At 66.2% G+C, this 19,569-nt stretch carries 17 protein-coding genes and 1 pseudogene; 2 read left to right on the forward strand and 16 right to left on the reverse strand.

The genetic code is table 11. From position 1 onward, the window contains the following. Positions 1-2: 2 nt before the first annotated feature. The 6 genes from hpaE to ABCV34_RS09330 are packed head-to-tail and all read right to left on the reverse strand — an operon-like array spanning position 3 to position 5,851. Positions 3-1,457: a 5-carboxymethyl-2-hydroxymuconate semialdehyde dehydrogenase gene (gene hpaE, locus ABCV34_RS09305; protein ID WP_345795946.1), complete on the reverse strand. Its 1,455-nt coding sequence runs from the start codon at positions 1,455-1,457 to the stop codon at positions 3-5. A gap of 7 nt (positions 1,458-1,464) precedes the next feature. Beyond that, positions 1,465-2,241, reverse strand: coding sequence for a fumarylacetoacetate hydrolase family protein (locus ABCV34_RS09310; protein ID WP_345795947.1), 777 nt, complete (start codon positions 2,239-2,241; stop codon positions 1,465-1,467). Continuing rightward, on the reverse strand, positions 2,238-2,903 hold the full coding sequence (locus ABCV34_RS09315; protein WP_345795948.1) for a fumarylacetoacetate hydrolase family protein: 666 nt from the start codon (positions 2,901-2,903) through the stop codon (positions 2,238-2,240). Before ABCV34_RS09315 ends, ABCV34_RS09310 begins: the two co-directional genes overlap by 4 nt. 37 nt (positions 2,904-2,940) lie before the next feature. Then, complete coding sequence (locus ABCV34_RS09320; protein WP_345795949.1) at positions 2,941-4,266, reverse strand: TRAP transporter large permease; 1,326 nt, start codon at positions 4,264-4,266, stop codon at positions 2,941-2,943. After that, entirely contained in the window at positions 4,263-4,823 is a 561-nt protein-coding gene (locus tag ABCV34_RS09325; RefSeq protein ID WP_345795950.1) for a TRAP transporter small permease, read from the reverse strand. Before ABCV34_RS09325 ends, ABCV34_RS09320 begins: the two co-directional genes overlap by 4 nt. Before the next feature lie 14 nt (positions 4,824-4,837). Further along, entirely contained in the window at positions 4,838-5,851 is a 1,014-nt protein-coding gene (locus tag ABCV34_RS09330; protein ID WP_345795951.1) for a TRAP transporter substrate-binding protein, read from the reverse strand. Between the two features lie 135 nt (positions 5,852-5,986). Here ABCV34_RS09330 and hpaR point away from each other — a divergent pair, with 135 nt between their 5' ends. Then, positions 5,987-6,466, forward strand: coding sequence for a homoprotocatechuate degradation operon regulator HpaR (gene hpaR, locus ABCV34_RS09335; RefSeq protein WP_345795952.1), 480 nt, complete (start codon positions 5,987-5,989; stop codon positions 6,464-6,466). On the opposite strand, the gene ABCV34_RS09340 is transcribed toward hpaR, so the two are convergent. From ABCV34_RS09340 to gabD, 9 genes and pseudogenes are all read right to left on the reverse strand, one after another. Next, positions 6,415-7,623, reverse strand: a complete 1,209-nt coding sequence (locus ABCV34_RS09340) for a glycosyltransferase family 4 protein (RefSeq protein ID WP_345798750.1) — start codon at positions 7,621-7,623, stop codon at positions 6,415-6,417. The genes hpaR and ABCV34_RS09340 overlap by 52 nt on opposite strands. A 225-nt stretch (positions 7,624-7,848) precedes the next feature. Continuing rightward, positions 7,849-8,829: pseudogene (locus ABCV34_RS09345) on the reverse strand (glycosyltransferase); the annotation flags it as partial. Between the two features lie 33 nt (positions 8,830-8,862). Continuing rightward, positions 8,863-9,993, reverse strand: coding sequence for a glycosyltransferase family 4 protein (locus ABCV34_RS09350; RefSeq protein WP_345795953.1), 1,131 nt, complete (start codon positions 9,991-9,993; stop codon positions 8,863-8,865). Next, positions 9,994-11,121: a glycosyltransferase family 4 protein gene (locus ABCV34_RS09355; protein WP_345795954.1), complete on the reverse strand. Its 1,128-nt coding sequence runs from the start codon at positions 11,119-11,121 to the stop codon at positions 9,994-9,996. It abuts the gene before it with no gap. Next, positions 11,118-12,482 carry a lipid II flippase MurJ gene (locus ABCV34_RS09360; protein ID WP_345795955.1) on the reverse strand — a complete coding sequence of 455 codons (1,365 nt, stop codon included), beginning with the start codon at positions 12,480-12,482 and terminating at the stop codon, positions 11,118-11,120. Before ABCV34_RS09360 ends, ABCV34_RS09355 begins: the two co-directional genes overlap by 4 nt. An 83-nt stretch (positions 12,483-12,565) precedes the next feature. Next, complete coding sequence (locus ABCV34_RS09365) at positions 12,566-13,591, reverse strand: SDR family oxidoreductase (protein ID WP_345795956.1); 1,026 nt, start codon at positions 13,589-13,591, stop codon at positions 12,566-12,568. A 9-nt stretch (positions 13,592-13,600) separates the two neighbouring features. After that, complete coding sequence (gene tviB, locus ABCV34_RS09370) at positions 13,601-14,875, reverse strand: Vi polysaccharide biosynthesis UDP-N-acetylglucosamine C-6 dehydrogenase TviB (protein ID WP_345795957.1); 1,275 nt, start codon at positions 14,873-14,875, stop codon at positions 13,601-13,603. A gap of 42 nt (positions 14,876-14,917) precedes the next feature. After that, positions 14,918-16,033 carry a glycosyltransferase gene (locus ABCV34_RS09375; RefSeq protein ID WP_345798751.1) on the reverse strand — a complete coding sequence of 372 codons (1,116 nt, stop codon included), beginning with the start codon at positions 16,031-16,033 and terminating at the stop codon, positions 14,918-14,920. Between the two features lie 199 nt (positions 16,034-16,232). Continuing rightward, positions 16,233-17,690 (reverse strand): NADP-dependent succinate-semialdehyde dehydrogenase, encoded by a 1,458-nt coding sequence (gene gabD / locus ABCV34_RS09380; RefSeq protein ID WP_345795958.1) that lies wholly within the window; start codon positions 17,688-17,690, stop codon positions 16,233-16,235. A gap of 166 nt (positions 17,691-17,856) precedes the next feature. Here gabD and ABCV34_RS09385 point away from each other — a divergent pair, with 166 nt between their 5' ends. Further along, complete coding sequence (locus ABCV34_RS09385) at positions 17,857-18,642, forward strand: IclR family transcriptional regulator (RefSeq protein WP_345795959.1); 786 nt, start codon at positions 17,857-17,859, stop codon at positions 18,640-18,642. A 259-nt stretch (positions 18,643-18,901) separates the two neighbouring features. Here ABCV34_RS09385 and coq7 read toward each other — a convergent pair whose 3' ends face one another. Next, entirely contained in the window at positions 18,902-19,567 is a 666-nt protein-coding gene (gene coq7 / locus ABCV34_RS09390) for a 2-polyprenyl-3-methyl-6-methoxy-1,4-benzoquinone monooxygenase (protein WP_345795960.1), read from the reverse strand. Between the last annotated feature and the right edge of the window lie 2 nt (positions 19,568-19,569).

Raw genomic sequence — 19,569 nt, forward strand, 5'->3', positions numbered from 1 at the left:
GGTCAGAGACCCCAGCGCGGAATCGGGTGATCTCCGTAAGAGATGCAGATGTTCTTGGCCTCGCAGAACACCTCGTAGCTGTAATGCCCGCCCTCGCGCCCCGTACCGGAAGCCTTCACGCCGCCGAAAGGCTGGCGCAGGTCACGCACGTTCTGGCTGTTGACGAACACCATGCCGGCTTCCACGGCGCGGCCCATGCGCAGGGCGCGCCCGGTGCTTTCGGTCCAGACGTAGGACGACAAGCCGTAGGGTGTGTCGTTGGCGATCGCCACAGCCTGGGCTTCGTCCGTGAAGGGAATCAGGCAGGGCACCGGTCCGAAGATCTCGTCCTGGGCGATGCTCATGCGGTTGTCGACGTCGGCAAAGACGGTGGGCTGGACCCAGTTTCCGCCCTTCAGCGCCGCAGGCACGTCGGGCGTGCCGCCCCCGCATACCAAGCGCGCGCCTTCGCGCTGGCCGGCCTCGATGTAGCTGGTGACCTTGCGCAGGTGGCCGGCGGAGATCATGGGGCCGATGATGGTCTTCGGATCCAGCGGATCCCCCACCGTCAGACGCCGCGCCCGGTCGGTGAAGTCGGACACGAAACGATCGTAGATCCCCTTCTGCACCAGAATGCGGCTGCCAGCCGTGCAACGTTCGCCGTTGTTGGAAAAGATCATGAACAGCGCCGCATCCAGCGCCCGCTCGTAATCCGCGTCATCGAAGACAATGAAGGGCGATTTGCCCCCCAGTTCCATGGAGAACTTCTTCAGGCCCGCGGCGCGCACGATGCGCTGGCCCGTCAGGGTGGAACCCGTGAAGGAAATGGCCCGCACGTCCGGGTGCGATACCAGGGCTTCGCCCGCGGTGTGGCCATAGCCATGCACGATGTTGAAGACCCCCGGCGGCACGCCGGCTTCCAGGGCCAGCCGCCCCAGACGATCTGCCGTCAGCGGTGACAGTTCGCTCATCTTCATGACTGCCGTGTTGCCGAACGCCAGACAGGGGGCCAGCTTCCAGGTGGCCGTCATGAACGGCACGTTCCAGGGAGAGATCAGCGCGCAGACCCCGACCGGCTGCCACATGGTCACATTCAGGTGGCCGGTGTCCGAGGGGTAGCTTTCGCCATTCAAACGCAGGACCTGTTCGGCGAAGAAGTGAAAATTATGCGCGGCGCGAGGCACCAGGGCCTTGCCGGTCTGACCGATGACCTGGCCGGTATCCTGAGTTTCCAGGCGCGCCAGTTCGGGCACGTCGCGGGTGATCAGATCGCCCAGCCGATGCAGGATGGCGGCCCGCTCGGTGGCCGACGTCGCGGCCCAGCCAGGCGCCGCGTCGTGGGCAGCCCGCACGGCCTGTTCGACCTCGGCCGCGCCGCCGCTGGCGACTTCCGCCAACACGTCGCCCGTCGCAGGGTTCAGGGTCTGCAGGACCTCGGCGCTGTCGACCTCGCGCCCGTTGATCAGATGTTTGATCATGCCGATATCATCCATTGTGCGGTTGTTGCGAAAAATGAGCCTCGTCTCCCACGATGGTGTTGACCAGGCAGCCCACCGAATCGATTTCGGTTTCGACGACGTCGCCGGGCATGACCTCGGCCAGCCCCTGCGGGGTGCCGGTCAGGATCACGTCGCCGGGCGACAGCGTCATGAAGGAAGACAGATATTCGATCAGGGCGGGAATGTCGAAGATCATGTCGGCCGTCGTGCCTTGCTGCACGATGCGGCCATTGATGCGTGTGCGCAGGCCCAGGGCCATGGGGTCGGGTACGTCGTCGCGATCCACCATCCAGGGGCCGATGGGCGTGCAGCCATCGCGGTTTTTGACGCGCAGGTTCGGGCGATACCAGTTTTCCAGGTAGTCGCGGATCGCGTAATCGTTGGCCACGGTATACCCGGCGACATGGTCATAGGCGTCCTCGCGCCGGATGTCGGCGCCTTCGCGCCCGATCACCACAGCCAGTTCGCATTCATAATGCATGCTGCGCACCCCGGCGGGGCGCCAGGTGCGGGCCTGATGACCGATGAAGGTATTGGGCCCCTTCAGGAAGGCCAGGGGCGTTTCGGGTGCTTTGAAGGCCAGTTCCGCCGCATGATCGGCGTAGTTCAGCCCCAGCGCAAAGGCCGTGCCGATCTCCACCGGCGGCAGCCAGATCGCCTCGGCGGCATCCGCCGTCCGGCCATCAGCCAGGCGCAATGTGCCCGCGCCCTCGACCACCACCCGGTGAATGCCGCCTTGCCAGGCAATGCGTGCGTGCTTCATGCCGATGTCTCCTTCGCGGCCACGGTGAATGCCAGCTGCGCCAGGCCGGGGACCTCGACCCGTACCCGGGACCCGGCCGAAGCGACCGGCGACTGATAGACCACGCCCAACAGCAGCACGTCGCCCTGGCGCAAGGTCATGAACTCGCTGACGTCGGCCAGCAGCTGCGCGGGACCACGGATCAGATCGTCCAGGGAACGCTCGGCGACCGGCTGATCGTCGAGCCACGTGCGCAGGATGAGCGTGGATACGTCGCCCGGTGCCACCCCTGCCAGCAGCGCCAAGGGGAGCGACCCATCAAAGCTTTTTTCCCGGATGGCGGGACGGTAGTAGTTCGCATGCGGCAGGCTGAGGTCGGCCGCGAGCAGACAGGCATCCACCGCATCCAGCGCCGCATCCGGATGCAACCGCGCGGCGTCGCGCCCCATGCGCAAGCCCACCACGGCGCCGATCTCGGCCCGATCGGCACCCTGCGGCAACACGATCCTGTCCGCCGCCCGCATCCAGGTGTTGCGCGGCTTCACATACAACACTGGGGCCTGCGGCAAGGCCTTGTAGGGCGGCTGCGCCGCCGCCACGGCCAGGCGGTCCAGGCTGGCGCGGTCATTCATGATGACGCCGTAGACGGCGGCATCCGGCGACAGGAGATTTCGGTCAGTCATGGAGGCTTCTGTTGTCGTGTTCATGGTCCGCCGGTCCTTAGCCCAGCACATGGATCAGCCACAGCGTGATGCCGGGGAACAGCGCCAGCACGATGATCCGGGTGAAGTCCGACGCCAGGAAGGGCATGACCCCCAGGGCAGTTTCCTTCATGGGCACCCCTTTGGCCAGCTTGTTGATGATGTACAGGTTCATGCCGACTGGCGGATGCACCAGGCCGATCTCCACCACCATCAGCGTCATGATGCCGAACCAGATCGATTTGTCCCCGGCCGACATGCCGAAGAAATCCAGGCTCATGATCATCGGGTGGAAAATGGGGATCGTCAGCAGGATCATGGCCAGCGAATCCATGACGCATCCCAGCAAAATATAGATCGCCAGGATGGCGAACAGCACCATCAACGGCGGCAAGCCGCTGCCGACCACCCAATTGGCCAGTTCGGTCGGCATCTGCGACAGGGCCAGGGACGAATTCAGCAAGTCGGCACCGATCAGCACCATGAAGATCATGCCGGTGATCCGGGCCGTGCCCAGCAGGCTTTCGCGCACACCGCCCCAGCCCATGCCCCCGGCCAGTGCGATCAAGCCGCAGGCGCCCGCGCCAACCGACCCCGCCTCGGTGGGGTTCGCCCAACCGCCGTAGATACCCACCACGACCACCAGGAACACCCCGAGGATGGGCAGCACCTTGACCAGGGCCAGCATGGCCTGGTCCCAGGTGGCCTTGGCAGCCGTCGGCCCGGATTCCGGATTGCGCGTCACCAGGATGCGGATGACCAGCAGATAGCCCATCGCGGCGATGATGCCCGGGATGACGGCCGCCATGAAAAGTTTGCCGATGGAATCCTGCGTCAGCACCGCGTAGATGATAAGCGGCACCGACGGCGGGATCAGGATACCCAGCGTCCCGGCGGCTGCCAGCGTGCCGGTGGCCAGCCGCCCGGAATAGCCGTTGGCCTTCAGTTCCGGCAGCGCGACCTGGCCCATGGTAGCCGCCGTGGCCAGGGAAGAGCCGCAGATAGCGCCGAACGAGGCGCAGGCCGCCACGGACGCCATGGCCAGACCGCCGCGCCAATGCCCGATCAGTTTGCCCGCCGCCTGAAACAGGGCGCGCGACAGGCCACCGTGGGTGGCGAATTGCCCCATCAGGATGAACAACGGGACCACGGCCAGGTCATAGTTCGACAATCGGGCATACACCAGGCCGTTCAGGGTGTAGAGCAGGCCGTCGAACAGCCCGCCGTTGGCGGCCAGATAGATCGCCGCCCCCGCCAGCAGCATGGCCACCGCGATGTGAACGCGCAACAGCAACATGAGCAGCAGGCCCGCAAAGCCGCTCAATCCGATCAGAGTGCCACTCATGCCGAGACTCCTTGATCCACCGCCATCTGTTCCTGGCGGCTTCGATATTGCGCCCACCCCAGGGCGGCTTGCACCCGCCAGGCCGTGCTCAACACGGTGAGCAGCAAGCAGGGCACCATGATGGCGACCGGGATCCAGATCGGCCAGCCCAGCAGGGTCGTAGTATCCCCGGCGTCCCGCAGATGCAGCGCGGACAGCCCCGTGCGCCAAGCCAGCAGCAGGATCACGGCCCCCAGGATCAGCTCGCAGATCCCGTCCATGACCTGCCGCACCCTCGCCGGCAGCCATTCGGTGAAGATGTCCACCCGCAGGTGGTCGCCGACCAGCGTGCAGTACGGCAGGAAGGCCGCCGCCGCCACGGCTGTCCCGGTCTGCATGATTTCCACATCGCCCGTGATGGAGCCGAACCCGAGCTTGCGCCCGATGATGGAAACCAGGGATATGACGATCAGGGCCACGAACACCAGCCCGCCGCCCATCGCCAGGGCCTTGGTGGCCCGATTCAGGAGGGCCCATCCTCGTCCGGCATGCGCCGGATCCCGATCTGAAGTCTGCATGGCGTCACCCGCGATCAGTCACGTGCCAGGGCATGGGCGGCTTCGGAGAGCTTGCGCCCATCCTGCCCCTTCTTGTCCATGTCCTCGCGCCAGGCCTGCTCCACCGGGCGGGCGGCATTCTTCATGGCGCTCAGGTCGGCGGACGTCAGATCGACGACCTGGCCGCCCGCCGCCAGCACCTTGGCGCGCGTCTCGGCCGCGACGTCGTCCCAGACCTGGCCGAATTTCTCGACCAGCGGCAGACCGCTGTGCGCATCGATCACTGTCTTCAGGTCAGCGGGCAGGCTGTCGTACTTCTGCTTGTTCATGAGCAGCGTCAGGACGGTCGTGGACGGATAGGTTTCACCGGCCGCGGGCTGGATATGGTATTTCGTGACCTCGTCCAGCTTGGTCGGCAACACGACTTCCCAGGCCCCCATGGCGCCATCGACCACCCCCTTGGAGATCGCCTCGGTGACCTGCGCCGGCGGCATGGAAACTGGCTCGCCACCCAACGCCGCCAGCGTCTTGGAAGCCAGGCGGGTCGGGGTGCGCAGCTTCAGGCCCTTGATGTCGCCCAGCGCCTTGATCGGCCGGTTGGCGGTATGCAGGGCCACCCCGCCATCCACGTGCACGGCCAGCACCTTGTATTTGGAGAATTCCGGTTGCGCGTACTGCTGATAGAACTTCCAGGCGGCGCGGCTGCCGGACCTCGCGTCCTTGACCACGAAGGGCAATTCCATGGCTTCGATCACCGGGAATCGCCCCGCTGAATAGCCCGGCGCGGTCCAGACGACGTCCGCCACGCCATGCAGCGCATGGTCGGCCAGTTGCCCCGGCGTCCCGCCCAGCTGCATCGCAGGATAGAATTGGCAGGCGATCCGGCCGTTGGATGCCTGGCCCAGTTCCTTGCACCAGGGTTCCAGCACCCGTTGCTGCGCGGCGGCGCTGGCGGGCAGAAAGTGTGCGATTTTCAGGGTGACGTCCGCAGCCAGGGCAGGCGCCGAACATGACGCCGTCAGCGTCAGGGTCCAGATCAGTTTTTTCATGTGTCGTCTCCAGGGATTGACCCGCTCGATGGATGCCGCCCGGTAAATCAGGCGGAAATTCACTAATATGTTATCTTTTGAGGTATCGTATATCTAACATATTAGATAGTCAAGCGATTGAGAATTAGGAAACCTATGGCCCCCAGCATCACCCACCGTAATCTGCCCCAGCTGCTGCTGAAGGCGCGCGAAGCGTTACTGAGCCACTTTCGCGGCATCCTGACCCATTTCGGCCTGACCGAGCAGCAATGGCGGGTTCTGCGCAGCCTGAACGAACATGGCGAGATGGAGCCGAACCAGTTGTGTCAGTCCTGCCAGATCCTGAGCCCCAGCATGGCGGGCGTGCTGGCCCGCATGCAAAGCCTGGGGCTGATCACCCGCGAACGGGCGGCACATGATCACCGGCGCATCATCATCGGCCTGACGCCGTACAGCCGGTCTCTGTGCGACCAGATCGCGCCGTTGATCGAGGCACAATATCAACGGATCGAGGACACCATCGGGCGCCCGCTGATCGACGAGACTTACCGTCAGATCGACCGGCTGCTGAGCGCCCCGCTGGATCAGGTGCCCGGTGTGGCACTGCCCCCGTTGAAGGACGTCAATCCGGCATAAAGCGCCAGGTGCGTGCGCACGACGCCCGGCAGGCCGAAATCCCGCTCGGCCAGGGCGCGACCGGCCGCGCCCATGCGCACCCGCAGGCCTTCGTCGGCCGCCAGGCGGCCCACCGCATCGGCCAAGGCCCGCGCGTCGCGCGCCGGCACCAGCAGGCCGCTGACATCCGGCTCGATGACGTCACGGCAGCCCGGCACGTCCGTGGTGACCACGGGCCGGCCGCAGGCGGCCGCTTCAATCAGCGACTTGGGCAGGCCCTCGCGATACGACGGCAGCGTCACAATGTGAGACTGGGCATAGAACCCGGCGACGTCCTCACATTCGCCCACGTAATCGATCACGCCGGACTCCTGCCAGGCGCGCAGCTGATCGGGTCGCACGGATGCGGGGTTCTCCGGATCCAGGCTGCCCGCCAGACGCCAGCACAGCCCCTCGCCCCGGGCTGCCGACAGACGCGCCGCCTCGACGAATTCCTCGACCCCCTTGTCGCGTAGCAGGCGCGAGGCCATCGCGACCGTGACCGGCCCCTCGGGCCAGGGCGTCGGCGTGAAGCGGTCCAGATCCACGCCGGATCCACGCACCATCACAACCTGGTCCGCCCGAACCGCCCCGGCCTCCATCAGCACGTCGCGGTCCGCCGTGTTCTGGAAGATGACGCGACTGTGCGGGTGCCCCAGGGCCAGTCGATACAGGATCAGCGCCAGACGCCGCAACAGGCCGCGTAGACCAGTCCCGCGGATGAAGACATAGCCCAGGCCGGAAATCGCCGCCACGTAAGCGGGCACACGCGCCAGACGGCTGGCAATGCCGCCATACAGGACGGACTTCAGGGTCACGGCATGCACCACGTCCGGACGCACCCGACGGAACAGCCGCCAGATCGCCCACAGGCTGCGAGCCTCGGTCCAGGGCCGCATGCTGGTGCGCGACAGCGGCAGCGTGTGATGAATCAGGCCCAGCGATTCCAGCTGCGCCACGGCCGGCCCGCCCATGGATGCCACGTGCACCTCGTAGCCGGCGTCGCGCGCGGCCAGGGCGATCGGCAGGCGATGCGAGACCAGGAAGGCCGGGTTGGTGATGAAGAAAAGCAGCCGAGGTGCCGGTCGTGCGCCTGCGAATGCGGCACCATGCGGGCCCGCATCAGCCGCAGCGGCCATCGTTTCAGCCGGACGCCAGCCTGCCTGGAAAGTGGGATAGTCGATCGCCAACCGGCGCCAGACCGTTTCGTAGCGCTGCACCATGGTCCGCAGGCTGTAGCGCCGCGCCACGGATTCACGTGCCGCCTCGCGGCGTTCGGGCCATCGAGGATCACGGACCGCCGCGATGGCCTGAACGATGGCCCGGCCCAGCGCGGCCGCGTCCTGCGGCGGGGCCACCCAGCCATGGTCCGCCACGATGTCGGCGGCGTCCCCGACGTCTGTCACCACGCAAGCCACACCCGAGGCCATGGCTTCGGAAACGACATTGGGAAATCCTTCAGCTTTGCTCGACAGGACGTGCACGTCCAGCGCCCGCATCAGCCGCGGAACGTCGTCGCGCCGCCCCAGGAAGATCAGATGGTCCAGCAGACCGTAGTGACGGGCCAGCGCAATCAGCTCCGCGTTGTCGCAGGACATGCCCAGACCGATCAAGGCGCAGCGCAATTGCGGGCACTCACGCACAGCCAGTGCCAACGCGGCCAGCAGGTTGCCGTGATCTTTCAGGGGGTTCCAACGCGCCACACAGCCCAGCAGCACGGCATCGTCCGGTACACCCCACTCGGCCCGCAGGGCCGCGCGATCACCCGCATCCGGATGCCAGACAGACAGGTCATAGCCATTGGGCACCACCAGGACGCGGTCGGCGCGATAACCCCACCCCCGGTGAACCTCGGCCGCGCGGCGTGCGCAGGCCACGATCACCCCCGGCACAAAGCTCGACACCCGGGCGCAGACCCAGGCCGTCAGGCGCGAGGACCGGCTGCTTTCGCCCAGGCTGACCCCGGAATTGCGCACGCCCCAGGCCACCGCGCGGATGCCGGCCAAACGCGCCACCAGGCCACCGATCAAGTCGGCGTGATACATCCAGGTCTGAACGACGTCCGGACGGCGGCTGCGCAGCAGCCGGAACAGCCGCCACAGGCCGCGCACGGACCCGGCCACCCCCTGCATGTCCAGCGTGATGACTTCCACTCCCGCATCGCGCAGCAGTCCACCCATCACGCCTTCGGTCGTCATGGACACCACGGTGTGGCGCACCGTGGTGTCCGGTGCCGTCGCCAGGCGCTGCAGGACGGTTTCCGCCCCGCCATGCAGCAGCCCTGAGATGATGTGCATGACCCGCAGGGGCGTGCCCTGTTCTGTCTTCATGTCGATGTTCCCCATGTTCTTTCCCGACGGGATCGTGGCCTGTTCACACTAGTGCCCCGCCCCCCCCGCGGGACCGGCCCGGTTGTCGCCATTGTCCCAGGCTGCGTCCCAGGCCTGCAGAATCGCATCCAGGCCATAGCGGGCCCGCACAGAGGCGGCCGCATCGCGCCCGATGGATTCGCGCGTTTCGGGCGACGCCTGCATGACCTGCAGCAAGGCCCGCGTCAGCGCCGCCTCGTCCCCGAGAGGAACCAGTGTCGCATATCGGCCACCTTGCGCGAGTTCCGCCGGCCCCGACGGACAGTCGGTTGCCACGCATGGCAGGCCCAGCGCCATCGCTTCCAGCAGGGCATTGGGAAAACCTTCGACCCGCGAATTCAGGACGAAAGCATGGGCCGATCCCAGATCGATCCATGGCGTGTTGCTGAACCCCGGCAACCGGATGCGATCGGCCAGACCCAGTTCCTCGATCCGCCGCTGGCAGGCCGGGCGCTGCTCGCCGTCTCCCCAGATCGTCAGGTCCCAGTCCGGACACTGCGCCGCGACAGAGGCGAACACCTCGATCAGGCGATCGAACTGCTTGACCGGATTGAAGCGGCCCAGCGCCGCCAGACGAAGCCGGTCCGTTGCCGGTTCGCCTTCACGCACACCCGGCAGGCCGTCCGGCAAGGGATTGGGAATCGCAACGATGCGTCGCACGGACGGCGCGACCTGCCGCAGATGCGGGATGCTCCGGTCTGTCTGCACCACCACTCGATGCGCCCAGGGATAGAGCAGACGCCGCGCCAGGCGCAGGACGGGTTCCAGATTGACGCTGTGAGCCGGATCGGTGCGTTCGCTGACCACCACCGGCAGTCCCAGACCGCGCGTCGCCAGCAGCGCAGTGACGTTGACGTTGGTCAGAAAGGACAGAACGCGGTCGGGCCGCAGTTCGCGGGCCAGCCGCCGCAAGGCGAGGATCTTGCCGACTGGCCGCATCCAGGCGGGGCCCCGCAGATGGTCGGCCAGCCAGAGCAGCCGCACTCCCGGGTCCAATGTCTGCAGGCACTGCCCGCGCCCGGAATAGCAACACACCAGCGTGACCTCGTCGCCACGCCGCGCCCAGGCGTTGGCCAGGGTGGCCGCCACCCGCTCGGCGCCGCCGCCATGCATGGAGCTGACCAGAAACAGAATGCGCATTCAGATGACCCGTTGCCCTTGGAAGACACGTTCCCACAAGGCCATGACGCGCGCCACGCCGAAGCGGTCGCGCACATCGATGGCACGGGCAGCATAGCGCGCCCGCAGGTCCGGCTGGGACATCAGCACGGAAAGCTGTTGCGCGAGCGCATCGGGATCCTGCACCTGACGCACGAGGATGCCATCGATGCCGTCGCGGATGATCTCGCGCGGCCCGGTGTCGCAATCGAACGCGACGCAGGGCAGGCCGCTGGCCATGGCCTCGAGCAAGGTGTTGGACAGCCCTTCGGCCTGGGAACTGAGCACGTACAGGTCCGAGGCGCCATACCAGGCCGCCATATTGCCGACCCGGCCTGGCAGGCTGACGCGATCCCCCAGGCCCAGTTCATCCCGCAGGGATTCCAGGTTCCGGCGCTCGGTGCCCTCGCCCAGGATCGTCAGATCCCAATCCGGGAAAGGACCAGCCAGCTGGGAAAAGGCCTGCAACAGACAATCGAAGCCCTTGACCGGGTGCAGGCGCCCCACCGCCAGCAGACGACGGCGTCCCGGCACGCGCGGCGGCTCCAGCCGGGGCTCTTCGTCGGCCAGCGGCCAGTGCACGGCATTGGGGATGACCTGGGCGCGGACGCCTGGCACATGCTCGTCCAGCCATCGTGCCGTATCGCGCGTCAGGGCGATCACGGCATCGGCGCGCGGATAGGTCCGGCGGCGCAAGCGATCCCAGAGGGCGGGCAGCGGCAGCGACGGCGGATGCGCATGCTCGGTCGCAATCACACGGCAACCCCTGCCGCGCGCCGTCAGCACCGCCAGCACGGAACCCCGCGTCATCATGCCCAGCACCACCGCCGGCCGCTGCCGCCGCACGAGACGGCGCAGCGCCAGGAAACGGCGCAGATTCCCCCAGACGGCGCCCAACGGCCCCCCACTATCGGAGGCCAGGCCCAGGGCGTGACGCTGCACGCCTTCGGCCAGGGCATACGCATCGTGTTCCAATCCGGTCTGGGTCACCACCGACACCCGGTAGCCGCGCGACAGCCAGTAGGCCGCCATGTCCACCGCCACCCGCTCGGCCCCGCCACCCCGCAGGGAATGAATCACGATCATCAGATCGGTGCGCGGTCCGCTCATGGGTCCTGCCTTTTCTTCGCGGTTGCCCGGCTGGGGCGCACCCGCAGCGCCAGCACCAGATAGCCGGCATAGGACATGGCATACATGAGACTGGTCGCCAACATAATGCCAGCCACCCCCATACGCGGCGCAAGCACGGCGTTCATCACGGCCTTCACTCCGAAATTCAGAACGGCGATCGTCGCCATCCAACCATAGCGGTTCTGACTGGCGAGCAATTGCACCAGGATCAGCACCCCGAAAAAAAACGGCAGCTGCAAGAGCCCCCAGCGCAAGGCATGCGCCACGACCACCGTATTCTGTGCGGTGAAGGCACCGCGCTCGAAGAGCAGCGACACGATCCAGGGGGCCAGCCACCAGCCGACCAGGACCGCCACGGCGCCTATCACCAGCATGGCGACGGACCACTTCAGCGCCATGGCGCGCGCATGGGCGGCGTCGCCCCTGCCCTGGATGTCCGCCAGCACCGGCAGCGCGGCCCGCCCGACGGAAGCGGCACCCAGACCGATCATCAGGGACAGCAGCCGCGCGGCATAGCCGAGCGTCGCATTGGCATTCTGGCCCAGCTGCGCGGCGGTGTACTGATCGATCGGCCCGACGAAGCTCATGGCGAGCTGACCCACCAGCATGATGCCGGCCGCCGCTGCGAGGCTGGACCACTGCGGGGCCTGGCGGCTCAGGCGCGGCCAGGCCGGCACACCGTCGGCGCGTCGCGCCAGCCGCGCCTGTAGGAACGACTGCAGGGCATACCCGAGCAGCGTCCCCCACAGCAGCGGCATCACACCGGCCCCAGCAGGCGCCGCGAGCACCCAGACCAGGATCATCAGCGCCGGGACGCTGTCGAGCAGCGTATTGATGTGGCGCTCGTGGGCGCGCAGCCGGGCGGCGCTCAGGCCGGTCCAGACCGTGAAGAGCGCCGCCGGGGCGAAACCCAGGATGAGCAGGCTGCTCATGTCCCGCACGGCGGGCGTCAGCCCCTGTCCGGCGACATCCAGCACCAGCGGCCAGGCCAGCACCAGCGCCAGGGCGATGACAGCACCCAGCCCCAGGGTCCAGGCCTGCAGTTCACTCAGAAAGCGGCCATGCCGGGCGGATTCGCCCTGGCGGCTGCGCACCAGAGCGGGAATGAGCACCACGGAGCAGGCGCCCACCAGCGTGACGGGCAGCCAGTTCGCCAGGGTCAGCGTGAACTGGTAGGCATCCACCACCTCGCTGATCCCGTAGCGGTAGGCCACCGCCATTTCCTTGAACGCGCCCACGGCCTTGCCCATCAACAGGAAGAAGGCGACGCGCGCCGCCCCCAAGGCAATGCGCCGGTGATCGGCGTGCAGGTTCGTCAGCCGATGTCTCAGGGAACGCATCACGTCGGCTCAGGCGGGAAATCGGCCCGCCGCGGCGGGCCCCCGCCCTGATGAGTCGCCGCATCGGGCACGCCGCCGCATGATCATCGCAGGAACTGGATGTACCAGGGCATGGCCCGTTCCAGACCGCCGAGGATGTCGAAGCGCGGCTCGTAGCCCAGCAGGTCACGGGCCTTGGAGATGTCGGCCTGCGAATGGCGCACGTCGCCCGCGCGGAAATCGCCATGGCGCGGCTCGCGCCCGTAGGCCACCCCATTGCGCCCCAGGATGTCGCGCAGGTAGGTGAAGAGTTCGTTCAGGCTGGTACGCGCATTGAACGCCACGTTGTAGACCTGATTGACGCCCCCCGGCCCGGCCAGCGAGGCCAGCAGATTGGCCTGCACGACGTTGTCGATGTAGCAGAAGTCGCGGCTGGTCTCGCCGTCGCCGTTGATGATGACCTCCTGGTCACGGATCATGGAGGAGACCCACTTCGGGATCACGGCGGCATAGGCGCCGTCCGGATCCTGGCGCTTGCCGAAAACATTGAAGTAGCGCAGGCCAACCGTCTGGAAGCCGTAGGCGCGGGCAAAGACGTCCGCGTACAGTTCGTTGACAAGTTTGGTCACGGCATAGGGCGACAGCGGCTTGCCGATGCGGTCCTCGACCTTGGGCAGACCGGGGTGGTCGCCGTAGGTCGAACTGGATGCCGCGTACACGAAGGATTGCACCTGGGCGTCCCGTGCCGCCACCAGCATGTTGAGCTGGCCACCGACGTTGACGGCATTGCTGGTGATCGGATCCTTCAGGGAACGCGGCACCGAGCCCAGCGCGGCCTGATGCAGCACGTGCCGGACGCCTTCGACCGCACCCCCGCAAGTGTCCGGATCGCGGATATCGCCTTCGATGAAGCGAAAGCGCGACCACTGCGCCGGCGTGACCTGCGCACGCACCTCATCCAGATTGTGCTGGTAGCCGGTGGCAAAATTGTCCAGGCCCACGACGACCTGGTCCAGGCCGAGCAGGGTTTCCAGCAGGTTAGACCCGATGAATCCGGCGCAACCGGTGACCAGCCAGGTGCGGGGGCTGGCCTGCAATTCCGCGCGAGCGGCATCATAACGTGTACTCATGGCCAGGCCTCAGAGACGCAAGTCGGATTCGTCGGCAGCCAGCAAGTACTTCAGGTCGTACAGCACATGCTCGGACTTGCCCAGGGCGCGGATCGCGGCGGCGCCCATGGCGGCGAACTGCTCGTGGGCGACCGCCAGGATGACGCCGTCATAGGCGCCGGGCATCAGCTTGGACACCGGCGTGATGCCGTATTCGTGCTGCGCCTCGGCCGGATCGACCCAGGGGTCGTACACATCCACGTCGATGCTGTATTCGCCCAGTTCGCGCACGATGTCCACCACGCGGGTATTGCGCAGGTCGGGGCAGTTTTCCTTGAAGGTCAGCCCCATGACCAGTACATGCGAACCCTGCACCTGGATGCGGCGCTTGGTCATCGCCTTGACCAGCTGCGAGACGACATAGCCGCCCATGGAATCGTTCAGCCGGCGACCCGCCAGGATGATTTCCGGGTGGTAGCCGATCGCCTGCGCCTTGTGCGTCAGGTAGTAGGGATCCACACCGATGCAGTGGCCCCCGACCAGCCCGGGACGGAAGGGCAGGAAATTCCATTTCGTGCCGGCCGCCTGCAGGACGTCCAGCGTATCGATGCCCATGCGGTTGAAGATCAGCGCCAGCTCGTTGATGAGGGCGATGTTCACGTCGCGCTGCGTGTTTTCGATGACCTTGGCGGCCTCGGCGACCTTGATGGACGGCGCCTTGTGCGTGCCGGCCGTGATGATCTGGCGATACAGGGTGTCCACCAGGTCGGCGACTTCCGGCGTCGAGCCCGAGGTGACCTTGCGGATCGTGGACACGCGATGCTGCTTGTCGCCCGGGTTGATGCGCTCGGGGCTGTAGCCCGCGTAAAAATCGACATTGAACTTCAGGCCCGAGGTCTGCTCCAGCACGGGCACGCAGACTTCCTCGGTGGCGCCCGGATAGACGGTCGATTCGTAGATGACGACGTCGCCACGCTTCAGGATGCGGCCGATGGTCTCGCTGGCGCGCTCCAGCGGGGTCAGGTCGGGCTGCTTGTACTCGTCGATGGGAGTCGGGACGGTCACGATGAACACATTGGCGGCGGCCAGTTCGGCTGGATCGGCCGAATAGCGCAGATGCGCGGCCTCGGCCAGTTCAGGGCCCGGGACTTCGAGGGTGTGATCACGCCCGGCGCGCAATTCTTCGATGCGCCGCGCGTTGATGTCGAAGCCCAAGACCTCGCGCTGCTTGCCAAACTCGACGGCCAGCGGCAGGCCCACATAACCCAGACCGACGACAGCCAGACGGACGTCTTGAATGTTCATTAAATTCTCCCCGGCATCGTTGCCGTATTGATCGAAGGAACTTTAATCATGCCGGCTGCGCCGTCCCAGGGAAGGCAGCAACAGCCAGCGGGGGCGTCGCCAGGTGACCAGGCGGATGTAGAGCCAGATGTAGACCCCGGCAAAAACACCCATGCTCAGGCACAGGATCCAGGCGTTGTCCCACCAGAGGGTGGCCGGCACCAACCCGATCAGGGCCAGCACCCACAGATAAGGTGAAGTCATGGCGTTGCACAGGGCGGGCACCGCATGGCGGCGATCGCGGCTGAACGTGACCCGCACCAGGCGGCGAAACACCAGTTGATGCAGGTGCAAGGCGTCGGGCTGATCGACCGGCACCCCGCGCTTGAATTTGCGTCGCCAGATGGAAAACAGGGTTTCGAACACCGGATAGAACAGTACGGCCAACGCATAGAAGGGCGAGACGCCCGGGTTACGCACGACCAGTTGCACCGCCAGTTCGGCCAGCATGAATCCCAGGAAATACGCGCCGCCGTCGCCCAGGAACACCCGGCCGAACGGAAAGTTCCAGACCAGGAAGCCCAGCGTCGCCGCCGCCAGCGCCGTGGAGATGAGAAAGATCGGTACATCCTGGACCTGCAGCGCGACCAGCGCCAGGGACACCGCCATCAGGGTGGCGATCATCCCGGCCAGGCCGTTCATGCCGTCGACAATGTTCAGCGCATGCGTGCAGCCCCCGACCGCCACCATCGTGAAGATCAGCGAAATGATCGGCCAGCTGGACAACAGCGCATCCGCCCAGGACAAGCCGACCCGCGAGACGCCGCCCAGCACCCACCAGGCGATTCCGGCCGACACGAAAGCAGCCAGCAGACGTTTGCCGGAACCGATTTCCTTGGTGATGTCTTCCAGCAGCCCGGCGACGAACACCGGCAATGCGGCCACGAACAGCGCGGGCCACAACCAGGTCAGCGTCATGTTGCGCGGCCCCAGCACCAGCAGGCCGGCCAGACTGCCCGCCACGACCGCAAGCCCGCCCACGCGCGGTGCGGCCCGTGTGTGCATGGCCTGAGGCTTGTGCAGATCGGTGTCGCCGGTGAAGCGGCCGTGCCAGCGTTCGGAAACGACGATCAGGCCTCCCACCACGAAGGCCACAATCCCGATGATTGGCCAGCTCAGTGAAGCGGACAGACTGGAGGCGTTCAAAGCGGCCCCGGAAAGACAAAACGAGATTATCGGCCAATTTTGTAACTTATGCTGCGACACCGGGGATACAGATGCAACAAAAGCGACGCCGATATCCACGCCATGGCGACAGCCGATCAGACGCTCGCGGACGGTCCCGGGAAGGGCCCATCCGCGGCGTCGCGCGCGACGGTCAGCCGATCGCCATGCACAGATACTTCACGACCAGATAGTCGTCCAGCCCGTAATGCGAGCCCTCGCGGCCCAGGCCCGATTGCTTGACCCCGCCGAATGGCACCGCCTCGTTGGAGATCAATCCGGTGTTGATGCCCACCATGCCGTATTCCAGCGCCTCGGCGACCCGCCAGACCCGGCTGATGTCGCGGCTGTAGAAATAGGCGGCCAACCCGTATTCCGTGGCGTTCGCCATCGAGACGACCTCGTCGTCCGTGCGGAAGCGGAACAGGGGCGCCAGAGGGCCGAAGGTTTCCTCGCGGGCGATTTTCATGTCCGACGTCGCATCGGCCAGTACGGTGGGCTCGAAGAAGGTGTGGCCCAGCGCATGGGGCCGCCCACCGGTCAGGAGCCGTCCGCCCTTGGCCACGGCATCGGCAATGTGATCCTGGACCTTGTCGACCGCCGCGGCGTCGATCAGGGGCCCCTGTGTGACGCCGTCTTCCAGGCCGTTGCCCACACGCAGTTTCCCGACCGCATCGACCAGTTTCCGGCTGAAGGCGTCGTAGACCGAATCTTGCACGTAGAACCGGTTCGTGCAGACGCAAGTCTGCCCGGCATTGCGGTACTTGCTGGCGATGGCGCCGTCGACCGCGGCATCCAGGTCGGCGTCCTCGAACACGATAAAGGGCGCGTTGCCCCCCAGTTCCAGCGAGAGCTTTTTGATCGACGGGGCGCACTGGCGCATCAGCAGCCGCCCGACTTCGGTCGAGCCGGTGAACGATACCTTGCGCACGAGATCATTTCCCGTCATCTCGCCGCCGATCGCCGGCGCGTCGCCCGTCAGCACGGAAAACACCCCGGCAGGCACGCCCGCTTCCTCGGCCAGAACGGCCAGCGCCAGGGCCGAGAACGGCGTCTGCTCGGCCGGCTTGACGACCAGGGGGCAGCCCGCGGCCAGTGCGGCGCCCGCCTTGCGGGTGATCATGGACGAAGGAAAATTCCAGGGCGTGATCGCCGCGCAGACGCCGATCGGTTCCTTCGTCACCACGATGCGCCTATCCGCCGCGAAGGTGGGGATCACGTCGCCATACGCCCGTTTTCCTTCTTCGGCGAACCATTCCAGGAAGGCGGCGCCATAGGCGATCTCGCCCCGGGATTCCGCCAGGGGCTTGCCCTGTTCGGCGGTCATGATGACCGCCAGATCCTGCGCATGGGCCGTCATCAGGTCGAACCAGCGCCGCAGGATGACGGCACGCTGCTTGGCCGTCATGGCGCGCCACGCCCCCCAGGCCGCCTGGGCGCCTTCGATCGCGCGGCGGGTCTCGGCCGCCCCCATGCAGGGAACGCTGCCGATGATTTCGCCCGTGGCGGGGTTGCCGACCTGGATGACCTCGCCCGAGTCCGCGGCGCACCACTGGCCGTTGACGTAGGCCTGCTGCCGCAGCAGATCCGGTTTCTTCAATGCCAACATCATGTCACTCCGGTTGATCGTTCAATATATTGAACGATATATGATATACTGAACGAAGTGATCATAGCGGGATGCCGTGGCAGCGTCAATGCATCGGCGCCGCCCCCGCCGGCGTCCCGTCATTGTCAGATCGACCCCACCACCTATCGCCCTCAGCCGTTTCACCGCCATGACTCTGGAAAAACCGACCGCGCCGGCCGTCGCGCGGGCCACCGCCATCCTGGACCTGATGGCACGTTCAGGCAGCCCCCTGTCCCTGGCGGAACTGGCCAAAACCCTGCGCTTGCCCAAAAGCAGCCTGCACGGCTTGTGCGCCACGCTGGAACAGCAGAACCTGATCACACGCCTGGAAGGCGGACAGATGACGCTCGGCCCCCACGTGATGATGTGGGCGAACGCGTTTCTGTCCCGGCTGGACATCACACAGGAATTTTTTGCGTCCTGGGACGACATGCGCGTGCTTCCGGAAGAAACCATCACGCTGTCGGTCCGAGACGGACCCGAGGTGGTCTACATCGCCTGCCGCAACGGCAAACACCCCCTGGGGCTGACCTTTCATGCCGGCATGCGGCTGCCGGCGGTCTATACCGCCACCGGGCTGGCCATCCTCAGCACCCTGCCCGACTCGGCCGTGCGCAAGCTGCACAACACCAATGGCGCCGGCTGGCCGCCCCCCCTGACCGACCAGGGGCTGCGCGACACCGATGCTCTGATTGCCGAACTGCAGCGCGTGCGCCAGCGCGGCTATTCGACCGATTGCGAGGCGGTGCGCGACGGCATGTATTGCTATGGAGCGCCTGTCTTCGATTCCCGCCACCCCGAGGCGGTGGCGGGCGTGGCGGTCAGCATCCGCTCACTCGAAATCAATCCGGCCCGGGAAGCACAGGCCGGACAAGCCATTCGTCAACTGGCCGATCGCCTGTCCGAGCGCCTGGGCGCCTGGAAAAACAGATAAAAAAAAGCCCAAGATCCGAAGATCCTGGGCTAAATCCACCAAAGGAGGAGGGTGGAGGAGACAACCTGGGCATGTCTGGCTACCAGGGCCTTTGGCCCGAGCCATCGGTGATTACGGGTTTTCCCTCTGCAATCACGTCTCGACATCCGATAAGCAAATTATATAGGAATTTTTTGTTGCGGTGCAAGATCTATTTGATGTCAATAGACAACGGCCATAGGTTTGTTGTGTTTTGCACACAAACAAGGGTAATCCCGATTCAAATCCGGTAGGCCGTGGTCGTCATGACCCGCGACATCAGGCGCATGGCGCCCCGGGCCAGGGCGGGCAGCGGCACCGCGCCGTGGTCTTCAGCGGTCGTCCGGTGACCGATCTCATCGTCGCGCATCTGCGTCACCACCTGGCGGGAACGCCGGTCCTGCCCGGGCAGCGCCGCCAGATGGCCATCGAGATGTTCCTCGACCTGGCGTTCGGTTTCTGCCATGAATCCCAGGTTATAGGGAATCCCGGCACGGCTGGCCACCACTCCCAGGCCGAAAGACCCCAGATACCACACCGGGTTCAGCAGGCTGGGCCGGCTGTGCAGTTCGTCCAGACGCTGGCGGCACCAGGCCAGATGATCGACCTCTTCGGCCGCCGCCCGCAACAGCACGCCACGGATACGGTCATCACGGCACGACAGAGCCTGGCCCCGGTACAGGGCCTGGGCGCAGATCTCGCCGACGTGATTGACGCGCATCAGACCGGCGGCATGCCGGGCCTCGCGAGGCGACAGGACCGGATCATCGGCCGCAACCGGCCCTGCGGGATTGGCGCGTTCATGAGACACAGTGCCATCGAGCACCTGCAGCGCGCGCCCGGCTTCCGCCAGCAGGCGATCCAGCCATCCCGACCGGCGCCGCCACGGTGTGTTCGTCTGATCCATGA

The sequence above is a fragment of the Castellaniella sp. MT123 genome (genome assembly GCF_039614765.1).
Classification (GTDB): domain Bacteria; phylum Pseudomonadota; class Gammaproteobacteria; order Burkholderiales; family Burkholderiaceae_B; genus Castellaniella.